Source organism: Oligosphaera ethanolica, assembly GCF_030814695.1.
GTDB classification, from domain to species: domain Bacteria; phylum Verrucomicrobiota; class Lentisphaeria; order Oligosphaerales; family Oligosphaeraceae; genus Oligosphaera; species Oligosphaera ethanolica.
Genome location: NZ_JAUSVL010000001.1, coordinates 2,686,197 through 2,705,819, shown reverse-complemented (window position 1 = coordinate 2,705,819; position 19,623 = coordinate 2,686,197). Strand labels below are relative to the sequence as shown.

At 60.0% G+C, this 19,623-nt stretch carries 16 protein-coding genes and 1 tRNA gene; 3 read left to right on the top strand and 14 right to left on the bottom strand.

Features of this window, described 5'->3' with window-relative positions; all coding sequences use genetic code 11:
* Positions 1–5 precede the first annotated feature (5 nt).
* The 6 genes from J3R75_RS09305 to J3R75_RS09280 form a co-directional block, all read right to left on the bottom strand.
* Positions 6–1,058 carry an ABC transporter permease subunit gene (locus J3R75_RS09305; RefSeq protein WP_307261255.1) on the bottom strand — a complete coding sequence of 351 codons (1,053 nt, stop codon included), beginning with the start codon at positions 1,056–1,058 and terminating at the stop codon, positions 6–8.
* Positions 1,059–1,291: 233 nt separating this feature from the next.
* Positions 1,292–1,816 (bottom strand): TrmH family RNA methyltransferase, encoded by a 525-nt coding sequence (locus J3R75_RS09300; RefSeq protein ID WP_307261254.1) that lies wholly within the window; start codon positions 1,814–1,816, stop codon positions 1,292–1,294.
* Between the two features lie 132 nt (positions 1,817–1,948).
* Positions 1,949–3,616, bottom strand: coding sequence for a DEAD/DEAH box helicase (locus tag J3R75_RS09295; protein ID WP_307261253.1), 1,668 nt, complete (start codon positions 3,614–3,616; stop codon positions 1,949–1,951).
* A 327-nt stretch (positions 3,617–3,943) separates the two neighbouring features.
* A complete protein-coding gene (locus J3R75_RS09290; protein WP_307261252.1) occupies positions 3,944–6,799 on the bottom strand; it encodes a hypothetical protein in 2,856 nt (951 codons plus the stop codon).
* A 229-nt stretch (positions 6,800–7,028) separates the two neighbouring features.
* Positions 7,029–7,104 (bottom strand) — tRNA-Arg (locus J3R75_RS09285).
* 605 nt (positions 7,105–7,709) lie between these two features.
* Entirely contained in the window at positions 7,710–7,835 is a 126-nt protein-coding gene (locus tag J3R75_RS09280) for a hypothetical protein (RefSeq protein WP_307260077.1), read from the bottom strand.
* Between the two features lie 251 nt (positions 7,836–8,086).
* Here J3R75_RS09280 and J3R75_RS09275 point away from each other — a divergent pair, with 251 nt between their 5' ends.
* A complete protein-coding gene (locus J3R75_RS09275; RefSeq protein WP_307261251.1) occupies positions 8,087–8,317 on the top strand; it encodes a hypothetical protein in 231 nt (76 codons plus the stop codon).
* A gap of 11 nt (positions 8,318–8,328) precedes the next feature.
* On the opposite strand, the gene J3R75_RS09270 is transcribed toward J3R75_RS09275, so the two are convergent.
* From J3R75_RS09270 to J3R75_RS09235, 8 genes are all read right to left on the bottom strand, one after another.
* On the bottom strand, positions 8,329–9,273 hold the full coding sequence (locus J3R75_RS09270; protein WP_307261250.1) for a hypothetical protein: 945 nt from the start codon (positions 9,271–9,273) through the stop codon (positions 8,329–8,331).
* Between the two features lie 239 nt (positions 9,274–9,512).
* Entirely contained in the window at positions 9,513–12,056 is a 2,544-nt protein-coding gene (locus tag J3R75_RS09265; protein ID WP_307261249.1) for a Na/Pi symporter, read from the bottom strand.
* An 82-nt stretch (positions 12,057–12,138) separates the two neighbouring features.
* Complete coding sequence (locus J3R75_RS09260; protein WP_307261248.1) at positions 12,139–12,672, bottom strand: hypothetical protein; 534 nt, start codon at positions 12,670–12,672, stop codon at positions 12,139–12,141.
* Between the two features lie 58 nt (positions 12,673–12,730).
* On the bottom strand, positions 12,731–13,351 hold the full coding sequence (locus J3R75_RS09255) for a hypothetical protein (protein ID WP_307261247.1): 621 nt from the start codon (positions 13,349–13,351) through the stop codon (positions 12,731–12,733).
* A 377-nt stretch (positions 13,352–13,728) separates the two neighbouring features.
* Complete coding sequence (locus tag J3R75_RS09250) at positions 13,729–14,919, bottom strand: hypothetical protein (RefSeq protein WP_307261246.1); 1,191 nt, start codon at positions 14,917–14,919, stop codon at positions 13,729–13,731.
* A 264-nt stretch (positions 14,920–15,183) separates the two neighbouring features.
* On the bottom strand, positions 15,184–15,585 hold the full coding sequence (locus J3R75_RS09245; RefSeq protein ID WP_307261245.1) for a DUF6788 family protein: 402 nt from the start codon (positions 15,583–15,585) through the stop codon (positions 15,184–15,186).
* A gap of 685 nt (positions 15,586–16,270) precedes the next feature.
* On the bottom strand, positions 16,271–16,477 hold the full coding sequence (locus J3R75_RS09240; RefSeq protein ID WP_307261244.1) for a hypothetical protein: 207 nt from the start codon (positions 16,475–16,477) through the stop codon (positions 16,271–16,273).
* 93 nt (positions 16,478–16,570) lie between these two features.
* On the bottom strand, positions 16,571–17,350 hold the full coding sequence (locus J3R75_RS09235; protein ID WP_307261243.1) for a sugar phosphate isomerase/epimerase family protein: 780 nt from the start codon (positions 17,348–17,350) through the stop codon (positions 16,571–16,573).
* Between the two features lie 249 nt (positions 17,351–17,599).
* On the opposite strand from J3R75_RS09235, the gene hisC reads away from it, so the two are divergent.
* On the top strand, positions 17,600–18,655 hold the full coding sequence (gene hisC, locus J3R75_RS09230; RefSeq protein ID WP_307261242.1) for a histidinol-phosphate transaminase: 1,056 nt from the start codon (positions 17,600–17,602) through the stop codon (positions 18,653–18,655).
* A gap of 36 nt (positions 18,656–18,691) precedes the next feature.
* On the top strand, positions 18,692–19,615 hold the full coding sequence (locus J3R75_RS09225; RefSeq protein WP_307261241.1) for a DUF4886 domain-containing protein: 924 nt from the start codon (positions 18,692–18,694) through the stop codon (positions 19,613–19,615).
* Positions 19,616–19,623 lie beyond the last annotated feature (8 nt).

Sequence of the window (19,623 nt, the reverse complement as noted above, 5' to 3'; positions counted from 1 at the left end):
GACCCTCAGCCATTGCCTTTGAAGGAAATGCGCGGGTCGATCAGCACGTAGCAGAAATCTGAAAGGACATTGCCCAGCAGTCCGAGTATGGAGGTCAAGGCCAACACACCCATGAAAACCGGGTAGTCGCGGCCGATGATGGCCTCCATGCTCAGGCTGCCCATGCCGGGTATTTCGAAGACGCGCTCAATGATGACCGACCCGGCGAACATCAGGGTGAGGACGCTGCCGAAGCCCGTCGCGATGGGTATGAGCGCGTTGCGCAGGACATGGCCCAAAAGCACCCGCCAAGTGCCGGCGCCTTTGGCGTAAACCGTCCGCACATAATCGCTGTTGATCTGCTCCAGCAGCGAATTCTTCATCAACAGGGTCAGCACCGCAAAGCTGCCGACCATGTAGCAGAGCACCGGCAGAAGCATGTGCCGGAAGATATCCAGGGCCTTGCCGGCAAGGGTCATGTCGGCAAAATTGGCCGAGTGAAAGCCGGTGGCCGGCAGGATGTCCCACATGGACTCCACCGTGCCGCAGAGCAGCATCTTGAGCAGCATGCCCAGCGCAAAAGCCGGTATGGCGTAACCCACGAAGACAATCACGCTCGACGCGATGTCGAACACGCCGCCGTGCCGCAGGGCCTTGAGCATGCCTAGGGGCACACAGATTAGGTAGGTCAGCAGAAAGCCCGTGATGCCGAACACCAATGACACCGGGAAACGCTCGCTGATCAGCGCCCAGGCGCTCTTGTTGGGAAATTTGTACGACGCCATGCGCATGCCCACGCGGTCATGCGCCAGCCAGCGCCAGTAGCGCCGCAAAAATGGCTGGTCAAAACCGAAATGGCGCCGCAGTGCCTCGCGCTGCTCGGCCGAGATGGCGGCCGACGCCTCACTGGCCGTTGCCGCGCTTTCGCCGCCCACGCCGCCGCCGCGCATGCGCATCAGCGCCTGTTCCACCGGCCCACCCGGCACGAATTGGATCACCGTGAAACACAGGAAAGTGATGCCAATGAAGGTCGGGACGATCAGTAGCAGTCGGCGGATGAAATAATCGAGTCGCTCCACAGGGCCTCTCCGGCAAGCAGTGCAGTCGTCAGCGTTAACCACGCACAAGGCAAAAACTGTAATGTAACCCGCCAGCGCGAGAATGCAGTTGCGCTTGCATGCCGACGAGCAGCATGCCACTGGACGACTAAAACGGGGGATAAACCGGCGCGGCGGGAAGGAAGGAGCGCGACAGCGGGAACAGCCCAGCCCGAGCCATCAGCTGATGACGCTCAGCGCCTTGCGCAGCGCTTTCAGCGCTGAAATGCCGCGAGGCTTTGGCGGAGGCATTCGAAGAGCACGACGGCGGCGCAGTTGCCGACATTGATGGAGTTCTTCTGGCCTCGTGCGGGCAGGGCGATAACGGCGTCGCAGAGCGCGAGGGCCTCCGGGTCGATGCCCAGCGCTTCGTTGCCCAGGACGATGGCCGCCGGGAATGCCAGCTGGCAGTCCCAGTACATCTGCGCGTCCTGCGCGGTCTCGACGGCATAGACCGTATAGCCGTCGGCCTTGAGCGCCCGAATGGCAGCGGCGGCGTTTTCGGCGACTGCGCAGGGGACGACTTCGTCGCAGCCACGCGCAGTCTTGGCCAGCTTCGGATGCGGCGGCGCCGCCGTATAGCCGCAGGCGACGATCTTCGCGACCCGCGTCGCCTCGGCCACGCGGAAGATGTTCCCGACATTGTACGCGCTGCGCAGCCGGTCGAGTACCACCACCACCGGCATGGACTCCGCGCATGCCGGAACCGGTCGATCACCCTGGCGAACAGTAACCGTCATAACACCCCATCATAAAGAAACACCAATGAACACCAATGAAGAAAAATTCTCCCGCTGTGGACTGCGTCCACAGCGGGAGAAAAATTTGAATTTATTCGTGTTAATTCGTGTACATTCGTGGTTAAAATGAACTTAGTGTCGTGGTCCACCGCGGCGGACGCGGGTTCCGGCCGGTCGCGGGTCACGACGACGCGGGCGGCCACCGAAGTGCCCTTCGTCTTCCGGCCGAGGGCGGCGCGGTGGCATAGGCGCGGTAGGCGTGCGGGGCTGGACCATCGCGTCGGTCGGCGTGGTGATCGTCAGCGCGCGGTCGATGAACTTCTCGATATCGGGGATCACGAACGAGCAATCTTCGTCGGCGAAACTGATGGCGCGGCCAGTGCTGCCGGCGCGGGCGGTGCGGCCGATGCGGTGCACATAGTCCTCGGCCTCATAAGGCAGATCGTAGTTGATGACATGCGAGATGTTATCGACGTGGATACCGCGACCGGCGACGTCCGTCGCCACGATGACTTTGATCGCGCCATTGCGGAAGTCTTCAAGAATCCGCAGGCGTTTTTTCTGATCGACATCGCCGCTGAGCATTTCGCTGCTGACGCCATAGCGTTGCAGATTGCGATGGAGGTCTTCGACATCGCGGCGGCGGTTGCGGAAGATCAGCACGCGTTCGCAGGCTTCATTTTCGAGCGTCCACAGCAGGACCGGCATTTTCTCGGCGGTCGACACGGCGTAGATCGTTTCTTCGATGCCGGTGGCGATGATATGCTCGGGTTCCACTTCGACGATCACGGGATCGGGGCGCATCCAGCGCGAAGCGAGGTTCATGATATCGTGTGACAGCGTGGCGCTGAAGAGCATCGTCTGGCGATCTTCGGGCCTGGGCAGCTGCGAGATGATGCGTTTGACATCGGGAATGAACCCCATGTCGAGCATGCGGTCGGCCTCGTCAATCACCAGCGTGTCGAGCTTACTGCAGTCGACGGCGCCCTGGCGCAGAAAGTCGATAAGGCGCCCGGGGGTAGCCACGACCAGATCGACGCCGTCATTGAGCATGCGTTTCTGCCGTTCGTAGTCCATGCCGCCAAAAACCGCGACGGTGCGGAAAGACGTGTAGGTGCTGAGGGAGTCGGCGTCTTTGGCGATTTGCAGTGCGAGTTCGCGAGTCGGCGCCAGTGCCAGCGCCATAGGCTGCCGCTGGTCGCGGTGCCGGGCGTTCGGCGCCAGGTATTTTTGGAGCACTCCCACCAGAAATGCCGCGGTCTTGCCCGTGCCAGTCTGGGCCTTGCCAGCGATATCTTTGCCGGCGAGCACATGCGGCAGCGTTAAGCCCTGGATGGGCGAGCAAATGCGAAATTGCAGGTCGTCAACAATCGCCCGCAGGATGCGCGGGTCCAACGGAAAGTCCTGGAACAGCACTTCACCAGGCTGCTGACGGTCGCCGGACGGGATCTTCCAGCCTTCCATGGTCGGCGGCGCCGCCGTCTTGCTACGCTGCGCCGGCTGGTCGGCGGATGTCTGCCGGTCGCCACGGGAGGACGCGCCTGGGGCCGCTGCGGAGGCCCTGGCTGGGACGGCCGCGCCAGCACCGGCACCCGGCGACTTCGTGCGGCGGCGTTGCTTACCGCTCTGGCTGTCTTTGACGTCCACGCCGGCTACGCGTGGCTTCGCTGGCAACGTCGCCGCCGCGCTCTGGTCGCGATTACCGGCCATGGGCATGGCAGTCGTAGCGGGGCTTTTGATCGGGCTGGATGAAAAGCTATTCAGCCAACGGAAAAAACGGTCGATGAGTCCAGAACGCAAAAGAGTCACTCCCAAGTGAAAAAAGATGAATAATGAATCTTGCTAAGTTAAATCATAAATAGGACAATACAAGAATCTTGCTGACAACGGTCGTGGGTAATGCACCTGGCGAAGTGACGCAAATGGCGCAAGCTGGCTGCTTCATCAGACGGATCATCGGACTGATCCGACTGATCGGACTGATCAAGTCGTCGGATCGGTCCGATCGGTCCGATCGGTCGGATCCGTCCGCGAAAAAAAGTGCGGCGCCCTGGCGGGCGCCACACTCAAAAGTCGGCGTTAAACTGCGCCATCTGCGGAAAAAACCGGCGCGTCTTGTGCGCGGGTTTACTCGACGGTGATTTCGTAGAGCAATTGTGCGCCGAAGTCGCCCTTGACGGCGAGATCGACAGTGAGAGCGCCGTCGACGATGGTAGTCGGCAATTTCGCGAGGCGTTTGCCGCTGAGGTCGATTTGCCACACGGTGGCTTTCTCGGGCTGCGACAATTTCAGGGCGACCTTGGCGCGGCCATTGCGAACCAGGTGCGGGGGCTTGCCCCACGCCAAGGTAGTCTTGCGGGCTTTTTCCATGAAACGAGCGCCTTCGTTCTGCAGGTCGGTCAAGTGCGAGAGGAGGAGGCGTTTGCTGCTGACGATGGGCTCGTCGCTAAGGCTGGACACCCACACCGTTGCCTCGGTATCGAGGATGGTGATGGTCGCCGCGTCCGTCGTGATGACCTGGCCGGCCGGAGCGAAACCGCCGGCGGTGCGTGGCGTGTTGAGGACCATAACGTCCGCCGGGGCGTTGATCATGAACTGCGCGTTGACCGACTCGGTGATGTTCTCACCCAGGTTGGTGCGATTGCTGACCGGCAGCCAGCCTTTTTCCCGGAACAGCGCGTCAAGGGCCAAGCCGGCCTCCGGTGACCGCGCCTCATCGGCGAGGTGAATAGCGGCCTTGGGTGCGCGGTCGGACAAGGCGAGACTGACATCCGCCGGAACCGTGGCGCCGCTGTCCCCCACAAAAACACCGACTTGGGCAATGGCGTTGAAATTCTGCCAGGACGGCACGACGCCAGCGCGCGGGGTGTTGCGTTCATCGGCGAGGTGCTTTTTGTCCATGGTAATAGCGACCGTGCGTTCGGCGGGGGCGAGATCGCCACGGAGATAGAGACAGAGGGACGCGCGATCGGCAGCCTGGTTCAGCGGGTCGGACACCAGGTCGAAGTAGCCTGCCGAGCGCACCGTGAACATGCTGTTGCCATGGCTGTAGGCGAAACGCCACAGGCCGCTCCAGTTCTGCAGGGCCGCCATGCAGCCGGTGAGGATGCCGCCGACGCCGCGGTAGCGGCCCGGGCCGGAGTAGTTCCACTCGGTGATGGTCAGGGGCTTGTCCAGCTGGCGGACATAGCCGCAGGCCGAGCCGCCCATCACGCCACGTTTGACCACGCTGGTATTGCTGCAGCGGGACGGCAGGCTCCAGGACTTCTTGATGAACTGCGGGTGGTCAACGTAGAAATGGTCGTCGACATAGTCGTACTCATTGCGGGCGATTTGCGCCCAGGTGGTCTTGCCGCTGTTGTTCATATCGCTGAGCAACGCCTTGCAGCCGAGCTCATTGCGCATGAAATCCTTCATGCGGTTATAGAAGCTGATTTGCTTGTCGGCGAAGAACTGGTCGAGGTCGCGCAGTTCGCCGGGGGTGCCGGCAGACGGCTTGGGCATGGGGCAGAGCTCATCGGTGGTTTCGCGGCCCCAGGCAGCATCGCGTGCCTGTTTGTTGGGATATTTGGCCTTGAGCCAGTCATTCCACGCGCGCAGCCACTCGGCTTGGATGTGCTCTTCCATGGGCTGGTAAATCATATGCGTGTCAATGAGGCCTTCGTTGATCAGACAGATGAAGGTCAGCGACGGGTCCTTGGCGTAGCTCAGGCCGGTATGGGGATTGACGTGGTTGAGCAAGTTGCGAGTGAATTTCTTGAGATTTTCAAAGGCGTTGTCGTTGATGAGACAGAGGCGCTTGTACATCTGGGTCGCCAGCATGCCTTCCATGCCCGGCCAGACTTCGCTGTTGTAGATATTGCGCGACACGAAGGTGTCGGTGGTAGCGTAGAGGCCGCGCTTCTTCATGGCGGCGAACATCGCGTCAAACTGCGCCATGCGCTCGGGATGCAGCTGGGTGGAGTCGCCAGGAAGGGCCGTGATGGTGATGTTGCGCTCGTAGTGGTGATAGCGCACGGCGTTGTAGCCCAGGCGGGACAGCCGGTCGGCGAGAATCTCGCTCTCTGCGGGCGTGATGTTGTGCGCGCTGAAACAGAAATTGACGCCGTAAAAACGCTGCGGCACGCCGGGCATGTTCTCGAACTCGAAATTGGGCCCGACAGCGCGGAGGTAGCCGTGCTTGCCGGCAGGCGCGTCGTGCTTGAGCACGCCGCTGAGGTCCAGCGCCGACCCGGCCTCAATGTCCAGCTTGGTATCTAGCGGGATCCAGTCGTCATTGGCTGTGAGGGTGAAGGGCACGTCGCGCTCGAAAACGAGTTTTTCTGGCATGGTCAGCGTAAAAGCAACGACGTAGGGCGTGTTGGCTTTCCAGGTTTCGCCCTCTTCTGACATAGCGCCGATGCGAATACTGAAGCTGCTGCCCCATTTGCGGCTGTCCTGCAACAGGACGTGGCGCGAGGACGGCAGCGTCACGCTGAACAGACCCGCCGTGGTGTCTATGGCCAGATGCTCGGCGCTCTGCGTGAAAATGTGGATCTGCTCGCCCAGCTCGGCGGGAATCACGCCGGCCTCTTTATGGTTGGCAAAATATGGCCGGCCGGCACTGATAGCGGCTTCGACCGACAGACTGGCATACAGTGTGTTGGCCTGGAGATCGTTGTCAGGCGTAAACGTGTAGTGAAACTGGATGCTGTTGTCGTCAACGACGTCGTACTTGAGGCGCATGGCGACTTTGGCTGGATCGCCTTCCTTGCCGCCAATAGCCTCAATCAGGCCCTCCGGCGGCGTGTTGAAATTCGGAGCCGCAAAGCCCCGCACCTGCCAGCCAAGGAGAAAATAGCCGGCGCCGACGGACGCTATGGGCTGGCCGTCCTTGCTGATCTGGCATTTGCCATCAATGTCCATGGACACATTCCAGTCCGCATGGACCAGGCCAAGAGCACAACAACACAGGGCGATAGTCAGGTACTTGCGTAGCATCACGTTTCTTCCTTTCAAAGGCCTCTTCTTCGGGCAACGGACCTGCCAGCCTTGCCGGCAGCGGGTAGAGCAGGCTAACATATAGGGCAAAGGGAACGCACGCAAGGCCCCCGCGACCACTTGCAATACGTACGCGGCAAGCCAATATCATCCCCCGCACCGACAAAGCGGCGGTTCCGGGCAGAAAAAAGCCCCGCGTTCACGGGGAGTCAGGAACGCGGGGCCAATAAGATGGTATCCGGGAGAGGAATCGAACCTCCGACCAAAAGTTTAGGAAACTTCTGCTCTATCCACTGAGCTACCCGGACAAAGAGTAATGGCTTACGCCTGCTTGGCGAAGCACGCAAGCACCAGCGGTGTGCTTGGGTCAAGTTGTCCGCCGCCAAGGAGTACCGTGCGTGTGCATGGTGGGTGCGGCTGAAAAACAGGGCATTACCATATCTTACGGCCCGGTCCTTTGCAACTTTTCCCGCAGGATCTGGGCAGCCGTCCGTGTAATCGGTCAGCCATTGATAACGGATGCCAGGCATGCCGCCGACGTCAACCCCAGGTAAGCAAGTGAGGCGTGACGTGTCAGGCCAATGTGGCGCCCTTCAGGCGCAATCCTAACTTACTATCATACCCCGGGTTGCGGCGCCCTGCGGGCGCCGCAACCCGGAGCTATGCATGGTGCGGCCCTCCGGGCCGAACGTGGCCGATCTGACGACTTGCTTTGTCCGATTCGGGCCGAAAACCACCATCATTCAATGGCTATGTTTTTGCGCTGTAGGCGCTTAACCATGCTTAACCCCAGGCATTAGCCTGGGGACGCAGCTTGCCAACCGACAGTGCCTCGTAGAGGCATCACAGTTTTGGTTATCAATGGCTCCTATGAAACCGATACTCTTCATTTAACGGTATCTATGGCACTTGTTCAACCAAGCAGCCTTTTCTCGTCGTGCATTTCCGCCGCGAAGCGGCAGAAGCGCTGAAAGCGCGAAGCATACCAGCCCAGGGCAAGCGGCGCCGAAGGCGCGCGCCGCCCTGGGTAGCGCGCCATATTGGTCCGTGTTCCTCAGCCTCTTTGGCTTCAGTCGGCGAAGCTGACTGGAGCCAAAGAGGCAATGGAACTCATTGATTGCGGCGGCAATTTTGCGTTGTGACCCTTCGTCGCAGGTCTTTTAGGCCGCCCCTTCAGGGCTCTTTTGGGATGGGGCACCTTACCCAGGGCGACGCGCCCTGCGGGCGCTTGCCCTGGGCTATCTTAGGGCGCACCTTCGGTGCTCAAAACCTCGGCGAATGATCTTGTGCATGGTTACCAATCAACTCCTCGCCGGCGATTGCCGCATGATATGTGAAGAGCATTGCTCCTATGAAATCCGCTGCCCGGTTAGCCACCCATGGGTAATGGCTGGACGGCGGCGGGCCGTGGGTTTCCTGCAAATTGTCCCCGGTGAATTCCCTGCCGGGGCGGTTACTGACCGATTACCCGTCCGTTCTGTCACGGGTGTGAAGCACTGGCAGCGGTGTGAGAGCTTTTGAGCACGCTTGTCTCAGCGGCTCTGTTGGCGCAATACGCGTTCGGGGACCCACTCCTGGACACCGGCACCGGCATTAGTGAAGACATAACCGCGACCGGCCATATTTTCGCGAAAATAGCGCGTGCTCGCCTCGCTAAGCAGGGCCGCCTGGACCTTCTCTGCCAGGGTCCTTGGCGCAATCCACGCATCAACCCGGCCGCTTTGCCAGTCGCGGTTGACCATCGTCACATCGGGAATGAACCCCGCCGTGGCGAAAATAGGCGGGTACACCTCGCGGCGAATTTCGTCCAGCCGATTGGCGCGTATAACCTGTTCGCGGGCGCTTTGCATGATCACGTAGTTCTTTTTCACGCGCTCATTGACGTCGGGATAGATGCGCGCCTGAGTATCGTCGTCGATATCAATCCGGTTGATCAGGCGGCTGCCGACGCGGACACGCTCCTCGGTGACATCGACAAGCATCCCTGCGACAGCGCTGCCGGGGCCGACGCCGCCGCGGATGAGGAAGTTCACCTGGTCGCCGATTTTGAACATCTTGTAGTGGCGTTCGGCTTCCAGCGCCAGTCGCGCGGCCATGGCCTCGGCGTCCTCGACGGGGAAGCGTTCCTGGAGGATTGTTTGTGAGCGGATTTCGGCCAGTTCACGGCATTCCTCCAGATTGCTGCTGGTGTCATTGATAGTCGCGCCGTCTTTACTCCAGTGCTCGGGTTGGAGGAGACTGAAACGGCCGACGCCGGGGACATCGCGGCCGTCGGCAATAGCGCGAGAGACAAATTGGAAGACGTGGGCGGCGGTGATTTCACGTTGCGCGTCGACCTGCGCGCGTTCCTGCTCGGCCCGCATTACCCGGTCACGGCGGGGGCGCCAGTCACCGGAACCAGAGCCGGATTCCATTATCTGCATGGACACCATGATAATGGCGCCAATGACAAGCAGCAATACCAGTATTTTTGCCATGCGACACGCCTCCATTGTCTACCCAACGACACCCACGTCGATGGCCCATCGTAATGACATGCCCAAGCCGGACGCTTGGGCCAGGGCGGCGCACGCTTCCAGCGTGCTTGCCCTGGGCTGGTATGTTTCGCGCTTTCAGCGCTGCTGCCGCTTCGCGGCCCGGGAAACGGGCACGTTTGGCTCAGCCTGAAGCTCTATGGCTCAATTATCAATGGGTGACAGATTACATGCCGCCCGAGTTATTTGCTGGCGGCGGGCTGCGGAATACCTGTCGCAGTGGCAGCCACGGGCACTTTGAAATCCACGTGGTGGAGCAGCATATCTTTGGCGCGTTGGGCGACATTGCTCAAGTGCGCGGCGATGCGTTCGAGATTGGCGAGCATTTCGTCGTACACCACGCCTTTTTCGACAGTGCAGGCTTTGGAATTCAAGCGTGCCTCGTGATTGCGCTCGAAACGCGACGTCATCATCTTAACTTCCGCCTCTAGCTGAACCACCTTGGTGATTGCGCCCTCGTCATTTTTGGTCATGCCCTCGATCAGCAGATCTGCGAGTTTACGGATATGTTCGTTGATCTCGGTGATCTCATTGACGGCCCACTCGGAAAAGGGCCCGTCGTTCTGCAGGGCCAGCGGCTCGGTAAGATCGAAGATATTGATGGCGCGGTCGCCAATGCGCTCGACATCGTTGACGCAATGCATGAACACCGGGATGGTCGCCGACTGTCGCTCGCTAAGCGTGCGGCGCGTCAATTTCACCAGGTAATCAATGATATCGCGCTGGGCGTCGTCAACGCGATTTTCCATCGCCCGCACCTGCTCGGCTTCAGACTTGTCACAGTGCAGCACCGCGTTAATGGCTTTCTGTGAGAGCGTCATGGCCTCGCGAGTCATGCTGATCAAAGCAAACAGCACCTGATTCAGTGCTGCCGACGGCGTGTTCAGCAAATGGGGCTCAAGATAACAAATGCGGCCCTCACCGCCCTCCCCGGCGACCTTGGCCGGCAACACAAAACGAACGGCAGCCGCGATCGCGTTGACAAAGGGCAAGAACATGATCACGTTGCAGATGTTGAACAGCGAATGCGCGGCGGCGACATGCCGGCCGATATTTTCCGGCGTCTCGGAAAAAACGTCGCCACTGGTGATCGTGTTTACCAGCTGCAGGAAGCAGGGCACTTTCTCCCATGGCACATAGAGCAGTGGCACCATGATGAATACACCAAGCAGTTTCGTGATAGTTGCCGCCAGTGCGGTCTGCATGGCGGTGCGGTTGGTGTTGATCGCCGCCAGGAAGCCCGTGATGGTCGTGCCGATGTTATCGCCGAGGATCAGCGGCACCGCCGTATAGAAGTTGATGAGGCCGCTGTCGGCCAGGGCAATGGCCAGGCCGACCGTGGCCGAGCTGCTCTGCACCACCATGGTCATAACCGTGCCGACGGCGATAGCGCCGAGCACCGCCATGAACGGCGGGTAGCCGGCGGCGTCCGGCGTGCAGTCGAACATGCGAAAAAATGACACGAAGGTGGGGAAATCAGCAATGGCTTTGAGCTCCTTGGACATCAGGGTCATGCCGTAGAACAGCAGACCAAAACCCAGAATGGCGTTGCCGACGCCGCGCATCTGGCTCTTCTTCGCCACCAGCACGAAGATCACGCCGATGCTAATCGCCGGCAGGGCCAAGCCATCGAGTTTGAAGGACACCATCTGCGCTGTGATCGTCGTACCGATGGACGCGCCGAGAATGACGCCGATCGCCTGGGTGAGATTCAGCAGCGACGCGTTGACAAAACCCACGACCATCACTGTGCAGGCACTCGACGACTGGATCAACGAGGTGACCACCATGCCGGCCAACATGGCAAAAAAACGATTGCCAGTAAAAAGCTGCAGCAGGCCTTTCAGCCGATCGCCCGCAAACTGCTGCAGGCCATCGCTCATCAGCATCATGCCGAAGATGAAAATGCCCAGGCCACCCAGGACGCCAATGACGATGTTCACGCGGCTGATCGCCATCGCCTGAATCACCACCCCGCGCGAACGAAAGGCGCTGTGGTTGTCACCGACCTCGGCTAAAATCTCGTACTTGCCCGTGTAGCCCTCGGCCGACTCGAACATCGTCGTCGCCAGGCCATCCGCATTGGTCATCACCCGGCGCGCTGACAACTTGGCCTTCGGGGAACCCGAGGTGCGGGTGAAAAACACCGGGACATTCGCCAACGGCCGTTGATCCTCGTCCACCACCCGGAGCTGAATGGGCGCCGGCAATTCGTCGCCGGCCAGCGTTTCTTGGTTATTGCCAATGAGCTGCAGGCCGTTGACGACGTGGAAAAAGACGGGCTTGACCTCGGAAAAATCTGGGCAGGTCACCTTGAAATACTGGTCGCCCAGCGCGCGGCCCAGACACAGGGTCGCCCGGAAAATGCCGCCCTTGTCCGTGCTGCCGATGGCCGGTTCGGCAGTTGCGCCGCTGTCGCTATAGACGGGTTCGATCTGCACCCGCACGTCGGTCGCTGGACGCCGCTGGCTTGGCGCGCCCAGGTGGGAATGCCGCGGGGGGCCGAAGACTTCAATGACGACCTTTTGCTCGCAGGCGGCGCCTGGCAGGGCGGTCTGACCCGCTCCCGAGCGCACGGAGATCACCGAGGGCACGCGTTCTTCACCCGGTAGGCAGCCCGCCAGCATGAGTAGCAACAGTGGCATCAGCGCCAGCGCCAAACCGCGCCGGCAAGCAGCGCCAACTCGAGCACACCAAACCTCAAAACGCGTGATCGTCAAATGCATACACTATCCTTATGGGCTGTATTCCCACCGCCGCCGAGCGGTGCCTGGCAGCTGCTTACCCCAGGCGGGAATATCGCGTGAATCACAAATACGGCTGGGCAAGCAGAACCAGAGCAAACAGCAAAAACAGACCAGCCAAAAGTCGCGACCACAGTGGCCGCCGTACCGCCAGGTCCATACTGTCGCGAAAATGCCACGGCGCCCCTAACAGGAACAAGCCGATGAGGCCGAGGGCCAGGCACACCAGCGAATACACGCCACGGCCGCCAACGTCGTGCACAAATGCGTCGTGCAGTAGCTGATTGGCGCATAAAATAAAAAAACCTCCCAGCGCTCGCGCGAATAGGAAGTCCAAAAAGAAAAAACAGAGGACAATGCCCGCCGGCACCGCCAGCTTGACCAGAAAATGAAAACGGGAGAGATCGCCCTCAAGCATGATGCATGCGTGGTAAGCCGCCCAGATCAAGCAGATGCTGCCCAGCAACAACCCCAACCAGCGCTGCCGGGGCAAAGCCCGCTGCCAGTCGCGCAGGCCCCGCGGAAGACTGCCGTAGAGAACGGCGAGGAAAAGACAAAGCGCACCCAAACACGTTGAAAGCAAAATAAAAGAAAACATTCGCGGTCACTACCGTTCGGTTATAGGGTCACTCACAGCATCGGTACAGTTGCGGCCATTACTTGACGCCCGTGATCCACTCCGACTCGAACCACGTGATGTTCAGATCGGTGCGCAGGTTGATGCCGCTCAGGCGCTGTATTGCCACTTCCAGCTCCTTGAAAGCCCAGAGCAGGCAGAGGTACATATCCTCTTCGCTGTCAACCACGACGGGCGTGATATTGCCGCGGCGACGCTCGACCTGGGTGACTTCAAGCACCCGGGCCTTTTCCCGGAACAACATCAGAAAGGGCAGGTACTTGCTCGGCAATTTGTTCAGCTCGGCCATGTAGGCGTAGAGCCGGTACATCGTAAAAGTACCGCGGCCCTCCTGCGTTAGCAGGGCCTCCTGTGCACGGGTACATTCATCATGAAAGCCGACGACGCCGACCGGATTGAGCTCGAATACGCGCTTCTCAGCGTCAAAGTGACAGGCCCATTCCGGAAACTGCCCTTCCTCAGAAAAACGAAAAGACGCCGAGCAGTCCTCAAGACTGCCCTGCGTCCGTACAAAATGCTCACTCAGCGTGTCAATGAAGTCACCGGACTTGCGCATGCCGCGGTCCAAAGCCAAGGCGGCAGTTGCCGTCGGTTTGCGCTTGTAGGCCAAAGCCAATTTTTCCAACTGAATCCACGACATACCAGATGTCCTCAATGGGGCAACCACGGCATTGCGGTACACCGGCAACGCCGGCTTGCTCCCGCCACGCATGGCTTACGGCAGGAGTATATCAATACTAAAATGTAACTCCAAACTGGCAAAAGCCAAATGATTGCAGAGCCTTTGCAGCGTTGAATAATGGGTTTCTCCGTTCGGGTCTTCCGGTGGCCGTTCTCTTGATCTGGCAGAATGTGGGCGTAGATTAGCGTTGACCTGTCCGCACAGTTTGTTAGCCCTGTGATTTCGCTTGGAGCTTTTATACTGTGGAACGGGTCTTTTTTGTGTCCACCTATGTTGAAGTCAGTATCTGGGGCGAAGGCATCGAGCACGGGAAGCATTCACGCGGCACCCTTTTGCTATCCCGTCAGCCATCTGATGCGCCAGGACGAATAGTCTTCGAGCAGGCGCAGCGCCTGGTTCTTCAGGTTGTTCAGGAACGCCCTGGCTGTCGCCGCCAGGCTTTTGAAGATGATTCGCAAGCTTCCGCTCACGTTGCCGCCGCCGTTCACGTCCCGTGCGACCAGCTCGATGAGGTTGGTCTTCCCCGCCAGTTGCATGATGCAGAAGGCGATCATCTGTAGTGTGAAGTGGTTTTTCAGCGCCTCGCCCTTGGTGCCGTATGCGTGCTCGATGTTCAGCCCCAGATTCTTCATTTCGTTGAAGCCTTGGTTTTCCTCCACCCAGCGTGTGCATCCAATGTCCTCAAAGAAGGTCACCATTTGATTGGGTGTCTTGATGACGTGGCTTGTCACGCGCGAGTATTTTTTGCTTTCCACCTCCTGGTTGTTGTCGTCGAGGATGACTCTTTTCATCTCGACGTAGGTCACCGGCACGGCGATGGCCCCTGGCTCTCTGCCTTTGCCGAAGGCGTATTTGATATCTACGGCCCGGTACGTTTGTATCGTTTTGCCGTTTTTGCCAGGGATTTCTTGCACGGTCGTGCGAAACTCTCCCGCGGCGAGTTTTTTCGCCAGCTGGTCTCTGAGCCCCGGCACCTTGTCCTCGGCGTGGCTGATGCAGAAGTGCCAGCCGTAGTGCCGGAACATGTCCATCATGTCGTAGTTCAAGGACAAGGCGTCAAGAAGCACGGTGAGCCTGAGCATGGGATGGTTCTTTTTCAGCAGCGCGAAGGCCTTGGTCTGCGCCTTGAGCTCGCAGTCCTGCTTCTGAAATTCGGGTTCGTAGTCATCGCCGTTTTCCACGAACTCCCGCATGAACGGAAGGATGATGCCATGAGGTGACACGAAGGACAGCAGCAGGACGTAGGCGTGATACGCCAACGTCCCGTCGCCATGATGTCGGGTGGTGCTATGGGCGATGGGGCGCGTCGTGCTTGTCAGTCCGGTGCCGTCCGCGGCCACGAGGATGGTGTCTGCCAGTCTCTCCCTGCATACCTCCAGTCGCTTGGCCTTGAGGAGGTTAAACACCGTATGTTCCAGCACGTCGGCCAGCCAATGCTCGGCCAGTCCAGCCAAGTAGTAATTGATGGTTTCTCCGCGAGCGACCGCGGGCGCCGGGCTGCCGCACAGGCTGCCGATGTTGTCCATGACGTTGGGATCCCCGCCCAGCGCGCGATCGATCTGGCGAAAAGAGGGCAGCGACGACAAGTAGCCCATCAGCGCGGTGGCTATCAGATTTGGCGCGCTGTATAGGCAGCACTGCGGTTTGCGTTGGTCCGCAAACTGCCTGATCATGTCCCACAAATCTGGCATGAAGTAGGCTATGGCGTTGGCATAGAGGTCCATAACCTGGCCGGAAGGAAGCGGGGGCGACTGTGGTCTGCTCATGGTGGGCTCCGTCCCGTTGCCGCCTTACGAGTCTAGGTGATCCTTGACCTGCTTTACCCGCGCCTGATTGGTCTTGCGGCGCTCCCGCGCCGCGACATGAATCCGGATCAGTCGCTCCCCCAGTTCGTCGATGTCCTTGAGCAGACGCTTCAGTCGCTTGTGCTCGGCCACCCACGCCTCAACCTCCTCGGCCATGTCGACCGGGACATAGACCGATTTCGTCTTGCCGGCCACTTTGCTGGTCAGCAGACAACAGGGATGCTTCGGACCACCGCTGGCGCAGGCGCAGGTTTTGCTGCCGCACTTGCGTTCCGTGTGAACAAACGAGCCCGAAATGAACAGGCCCATCTCGCCTAGTTCCCGGATCCTGGCCTGGATGTGAGAACGCAGCGTCGCTTCCGATACCAATTTCAGTTCTTTTCCCATGGTCGCCTCCTGTTGTTAATTGTAGCTAAGAAATTTATGCTAATATTGATTAGTATAAACACTTAGCAAATAAAAGGTATCACGCGCTGGGCAAGATTGCAAGAGGCGGGGGTGAAAAGAATGAATAAGTAACAAGGCTTATCAATTTCGCGGCGACAAAAAAAGCCGCGAAGACTTTTTCTTCACGGCTTCAAATTGGGCTGGTTTACAGGCTGTGCTCGCGAACTGTTTGTTGATTATTCATCGCTGGAGCCTTTGCCGGGCCGCCGCGTAATCGGTCACCCATTGATAATGGATGCCAGGCATGCCGACGATGTCAATCCCAAGTAAGTAAGTGAGTTCCATTGCGCCTTTGGTCCCAGTCGGCAAAGCCGACTGGGACCAAAGGCGCCGAGGAACACGAACAGAGTCGCCGTCGTACCCAGGGCGGCGCACGCTTTCAGCGTGCTTGCCCTGGGCTGGTATGTTTCGCGCTTTCAGCGCTTCTGCCGCTACGCGGCAATAAAATATCAGGTCGGCCAAGTTCGGCCCAGAGGGCCGTACCATTCATAACCCCGGGTGAGGCGCCCGGAGGGCGCCGCAACCCGGGGTGTGACAGCAACTTGGAATTGCGCCCGAAGGGCGCCACATTCGCCCGGTACGGCGCATCCCACCGCGCCCGTGTGAGACAATCGTGCCGACATTATCAATCACTCCTATGAAACACGTTGCCGCAAAGGTCGGCGGAAATCAAGGTCGGATGGCTGGGCGGCGGCGGGCCGTGGGTTTCCTGCAAATTGTCCCAGCGAAGCGCCGGGGTGTACACTGACCGATTACCCAGCCGCGGGAGGAACCCTTCCTTGATCAGACCGATCAGACCGATCAGACCGATCAGACCGATCAGACCGATCAAATCGACGATCCGTCCGATCCGTCTGATCCGTCCGATCCGTCCGATCCGTCCGCGACAAAGACCATCACCCACTCCCGCCCCCGCCGCCGGCACTTACATCGCTAAAATTGTATCCATATCCGCGCTCACATTCCGGGCCTGTGCGGCGGCGTCTTCGCCTTCGCCCCGCAGTTCGGCGGTGATGACGCCGTCATAGCCGACGGCGCGGAAAGCGGTCATGACCGCTGGCCAGTTGACCGTGCCCTTGAGGAGGCTGGTCCAGGCGTGCTTGCCGCTGTCAAAGCCCTTGATATGCACTTTTTTCAGACGCTTACCCAGGCTCATGATCCAGTGTTCGGGGTAGCCGTAAGCGAGGATGTTACCGACGTCGAAATAGGCGCCGAGCCAGGGGCTGCTAAAGCTGTCGACGTAGTGGCAGAATTCGATGGGGCTGAGGAGAAAGCGGTTCCAGACGTTCTCGACGGCGATGGTGACGCGTTTTTCGGCGTAGGCGGGAAGCATGCGGCTGATTTCTTCATGCGAGCGTTCCCATGCTTGCTCGTAGGTGACATCGGGCTTGACCACCGCCGGCACCAGCAGGACGGTGTTGGCCCCCAGCGCTTCTGCCGTCGCCAGAGATGCCATCATGCCCTCGACCGACTTAGCGCGCACCGCCGGATCGGCGTCGGACAGTGGCGCGGACCAATGCGCCTGGTTCATGACGCTGGGGATACAGATGCCGGCGGCGGCGGCGGCGGCGCGGTACTGCTGGCGGTCCGCAGCCGTCGCCAGCGTCGGGACCTCCACACAGGCAAAACCCAGCGCGGCCGCCTGGGCAAATTTTTCCTCGACCGTGGTGCCCGGCAGAAATCCGTAACAAATGCCTTTTTGCATGGTCATCTTCCCCTTATTGCGGTGTAATACTACTTTTGTTCGGCGCGACTTTGGCGCCGGCCTGACGACGCTGGGAACACTCGCCGGGCAATATAAGGTCCGGCACGGGAAGAGGCAAAGACGCGGCGGCGGTTTATAGTACAGGCCGCAAGCGGGAAAACGGGCCACCGGCGGCATCAACGCCAGTAGCCATTCGGCCCCGAGCCGGCACCGCGTATCCAGGCAAGAAAAACAGCTTTGAGAGACACCATGTCGTACGCACGGCCCACCATCGCCCGCATCGCGGGCTACACACCCGGCGAGCAGCCCAAAGGGCGCCGCCTGATCAAGCTCAACACCAACGAGAACCCCTACCCGCCGTCGCCCATGGTCGCCGACGCCCTGCAGCATTTCCCCGCCGAGCGCCTGAAGCTCTATCCCGTACCCGGTGCGGACAGCGTTCGCGAAGCCGCCGCCGAACTCTTCGGCATTGACAGCAGGCAGATCCTCTGCGGCAATGGCTCCGACGACCTGCTGACCATCGCCCTGCGCACCTTCGTCGACCAGGGCGGCGGTTTCGCCTACACCGAACCAAGCTACTCGCTGTACCCCGTCCTCGCCGACATCCAAGGCGCTCGCAAAATACCCGTCGCCCTCGACGAAAATTTCATGCTGCCGGAGAATGCCGCCGAGCTCGCCGCCGGCGCCGCGCTGTTCATCATGGCTCGCCCCAACGCCCCCACCGGCAACAGCTTTCCCAAAGCGCGCGTCGCCAAACTCTGCCGCGAATTCGCGGGCGTGGTCTGGGTGGACGAGGCCTACGCGGACTTCGCCAATGACAACTGCCTGGACTTGCTGGGGCAATTCCCCAATGTCGTCGTGTCCCGCACGCTGTCCAAAAGCTATTCGCTGGCCGGCCTGCGTCTGGGCCTGGCCTGCGCCGCGCCGGAGCTGATCGCCGAGATGGACAAAGTTCGCGACTCCTACAACATCGACATGCTCACCCAGGCCCTGGCGACCGCCGCCATCAAGGACAGCGCCGCCATGCGCGAAAATGTCCGCCGCATCCGTGCGTCCCGCGAAAAGCTCTGCGGCGAAATGCTGGCCATGGGCTGCGACGTGCTGCCTTCCGAAGCAAACTTCATTTTTGCGAAACCGCCACGGCCGGCGGCCGAAGTCTTCCAGGCGCTGCGTGAGCGCGGCTTCCTGGTGCGCTATTTCAATCTTCCCAGAATATCGGACTACATCCGCATCACCATCGGCAGCGAAGAAGACATGGCGGCGTTCTGCGCGGTCTGTCGGGAACTCTTCACTGCCGGCAAATAACACCCAGGGCCACGAACCCGCAATCAGGAGCGACTTGTGAAAAAAGCCACCGTCCTTGGTCTTGCTATTCTTTGCCTTTGCGCCTGCGGCCTGTCGGCCCGGAGCTTGAAAGTGCTCACCATCGGCAACAGTTTTGCCGACAGCGTGTTCAGTTATCTGCCCACCATTGTGGCGGCGGTGCCGGACTGCGAGCTGGTGCTTGACCGCGCCAACATCGGTGGCTGTTCGCTGGAGCGGCACTGGCGCGAAGTCGAGAAGGCCGAAGCCGATCCGGACTACAAGCCCTACGCCGGCAAGTACACGCTCAAGGACAAGCTGACCAGCCAGCCGTGGGACATCATCACCATGCAGCAGGTGTCCTCGCTCAGCTTCAAGCCCGAAAGCCACGAGCCCTGGTTCAAGAATCTCTACGACTACGTCCGCAAATACGCCCCGCAGGCCGAAATCGTCATCCAGATGACCTGGGCCTATCGGGACGACCACAATTTCTTCCCGAAAGTCCTGCCCGGCGGGCAGGAAGAGATGTTCGACAAGCTCTTCGCCGCCTACAACCAGCTCGCCGCCAACTACCAGCTACGTGTCATCCCCACTGGCTTGGCTGTGCAGCTGGCCCGCCGTAACCAAGCCGTCAAGTTCGTCCCGGGCAAAATCTACAGCAAGGAAGAGCTCGCGCAGTTCGAGTACCCGGAGCTGCCCAAGGAATCCGGCGGTTCCTTCATCACCGGTATCCACTGGGGCAAGAACAAAGACGGCAGCCGCAGCATCCGCACCGACCTCATCCACCTCAACCGCCGCGGCATGTACCTGCAGGCCTGCATCTGGTTCGCCGAACTCTACGACCAGAATACCAGCGTGATCACGTTCGTCCCTGATAAAATGGACCCCGCTGACGCCGCCTTCCTCCGCCAAATGGCGCAAAAGGCCCGGGACGACTATCAGCAGCCAGCCAAACAACAATAAGCGGCCGG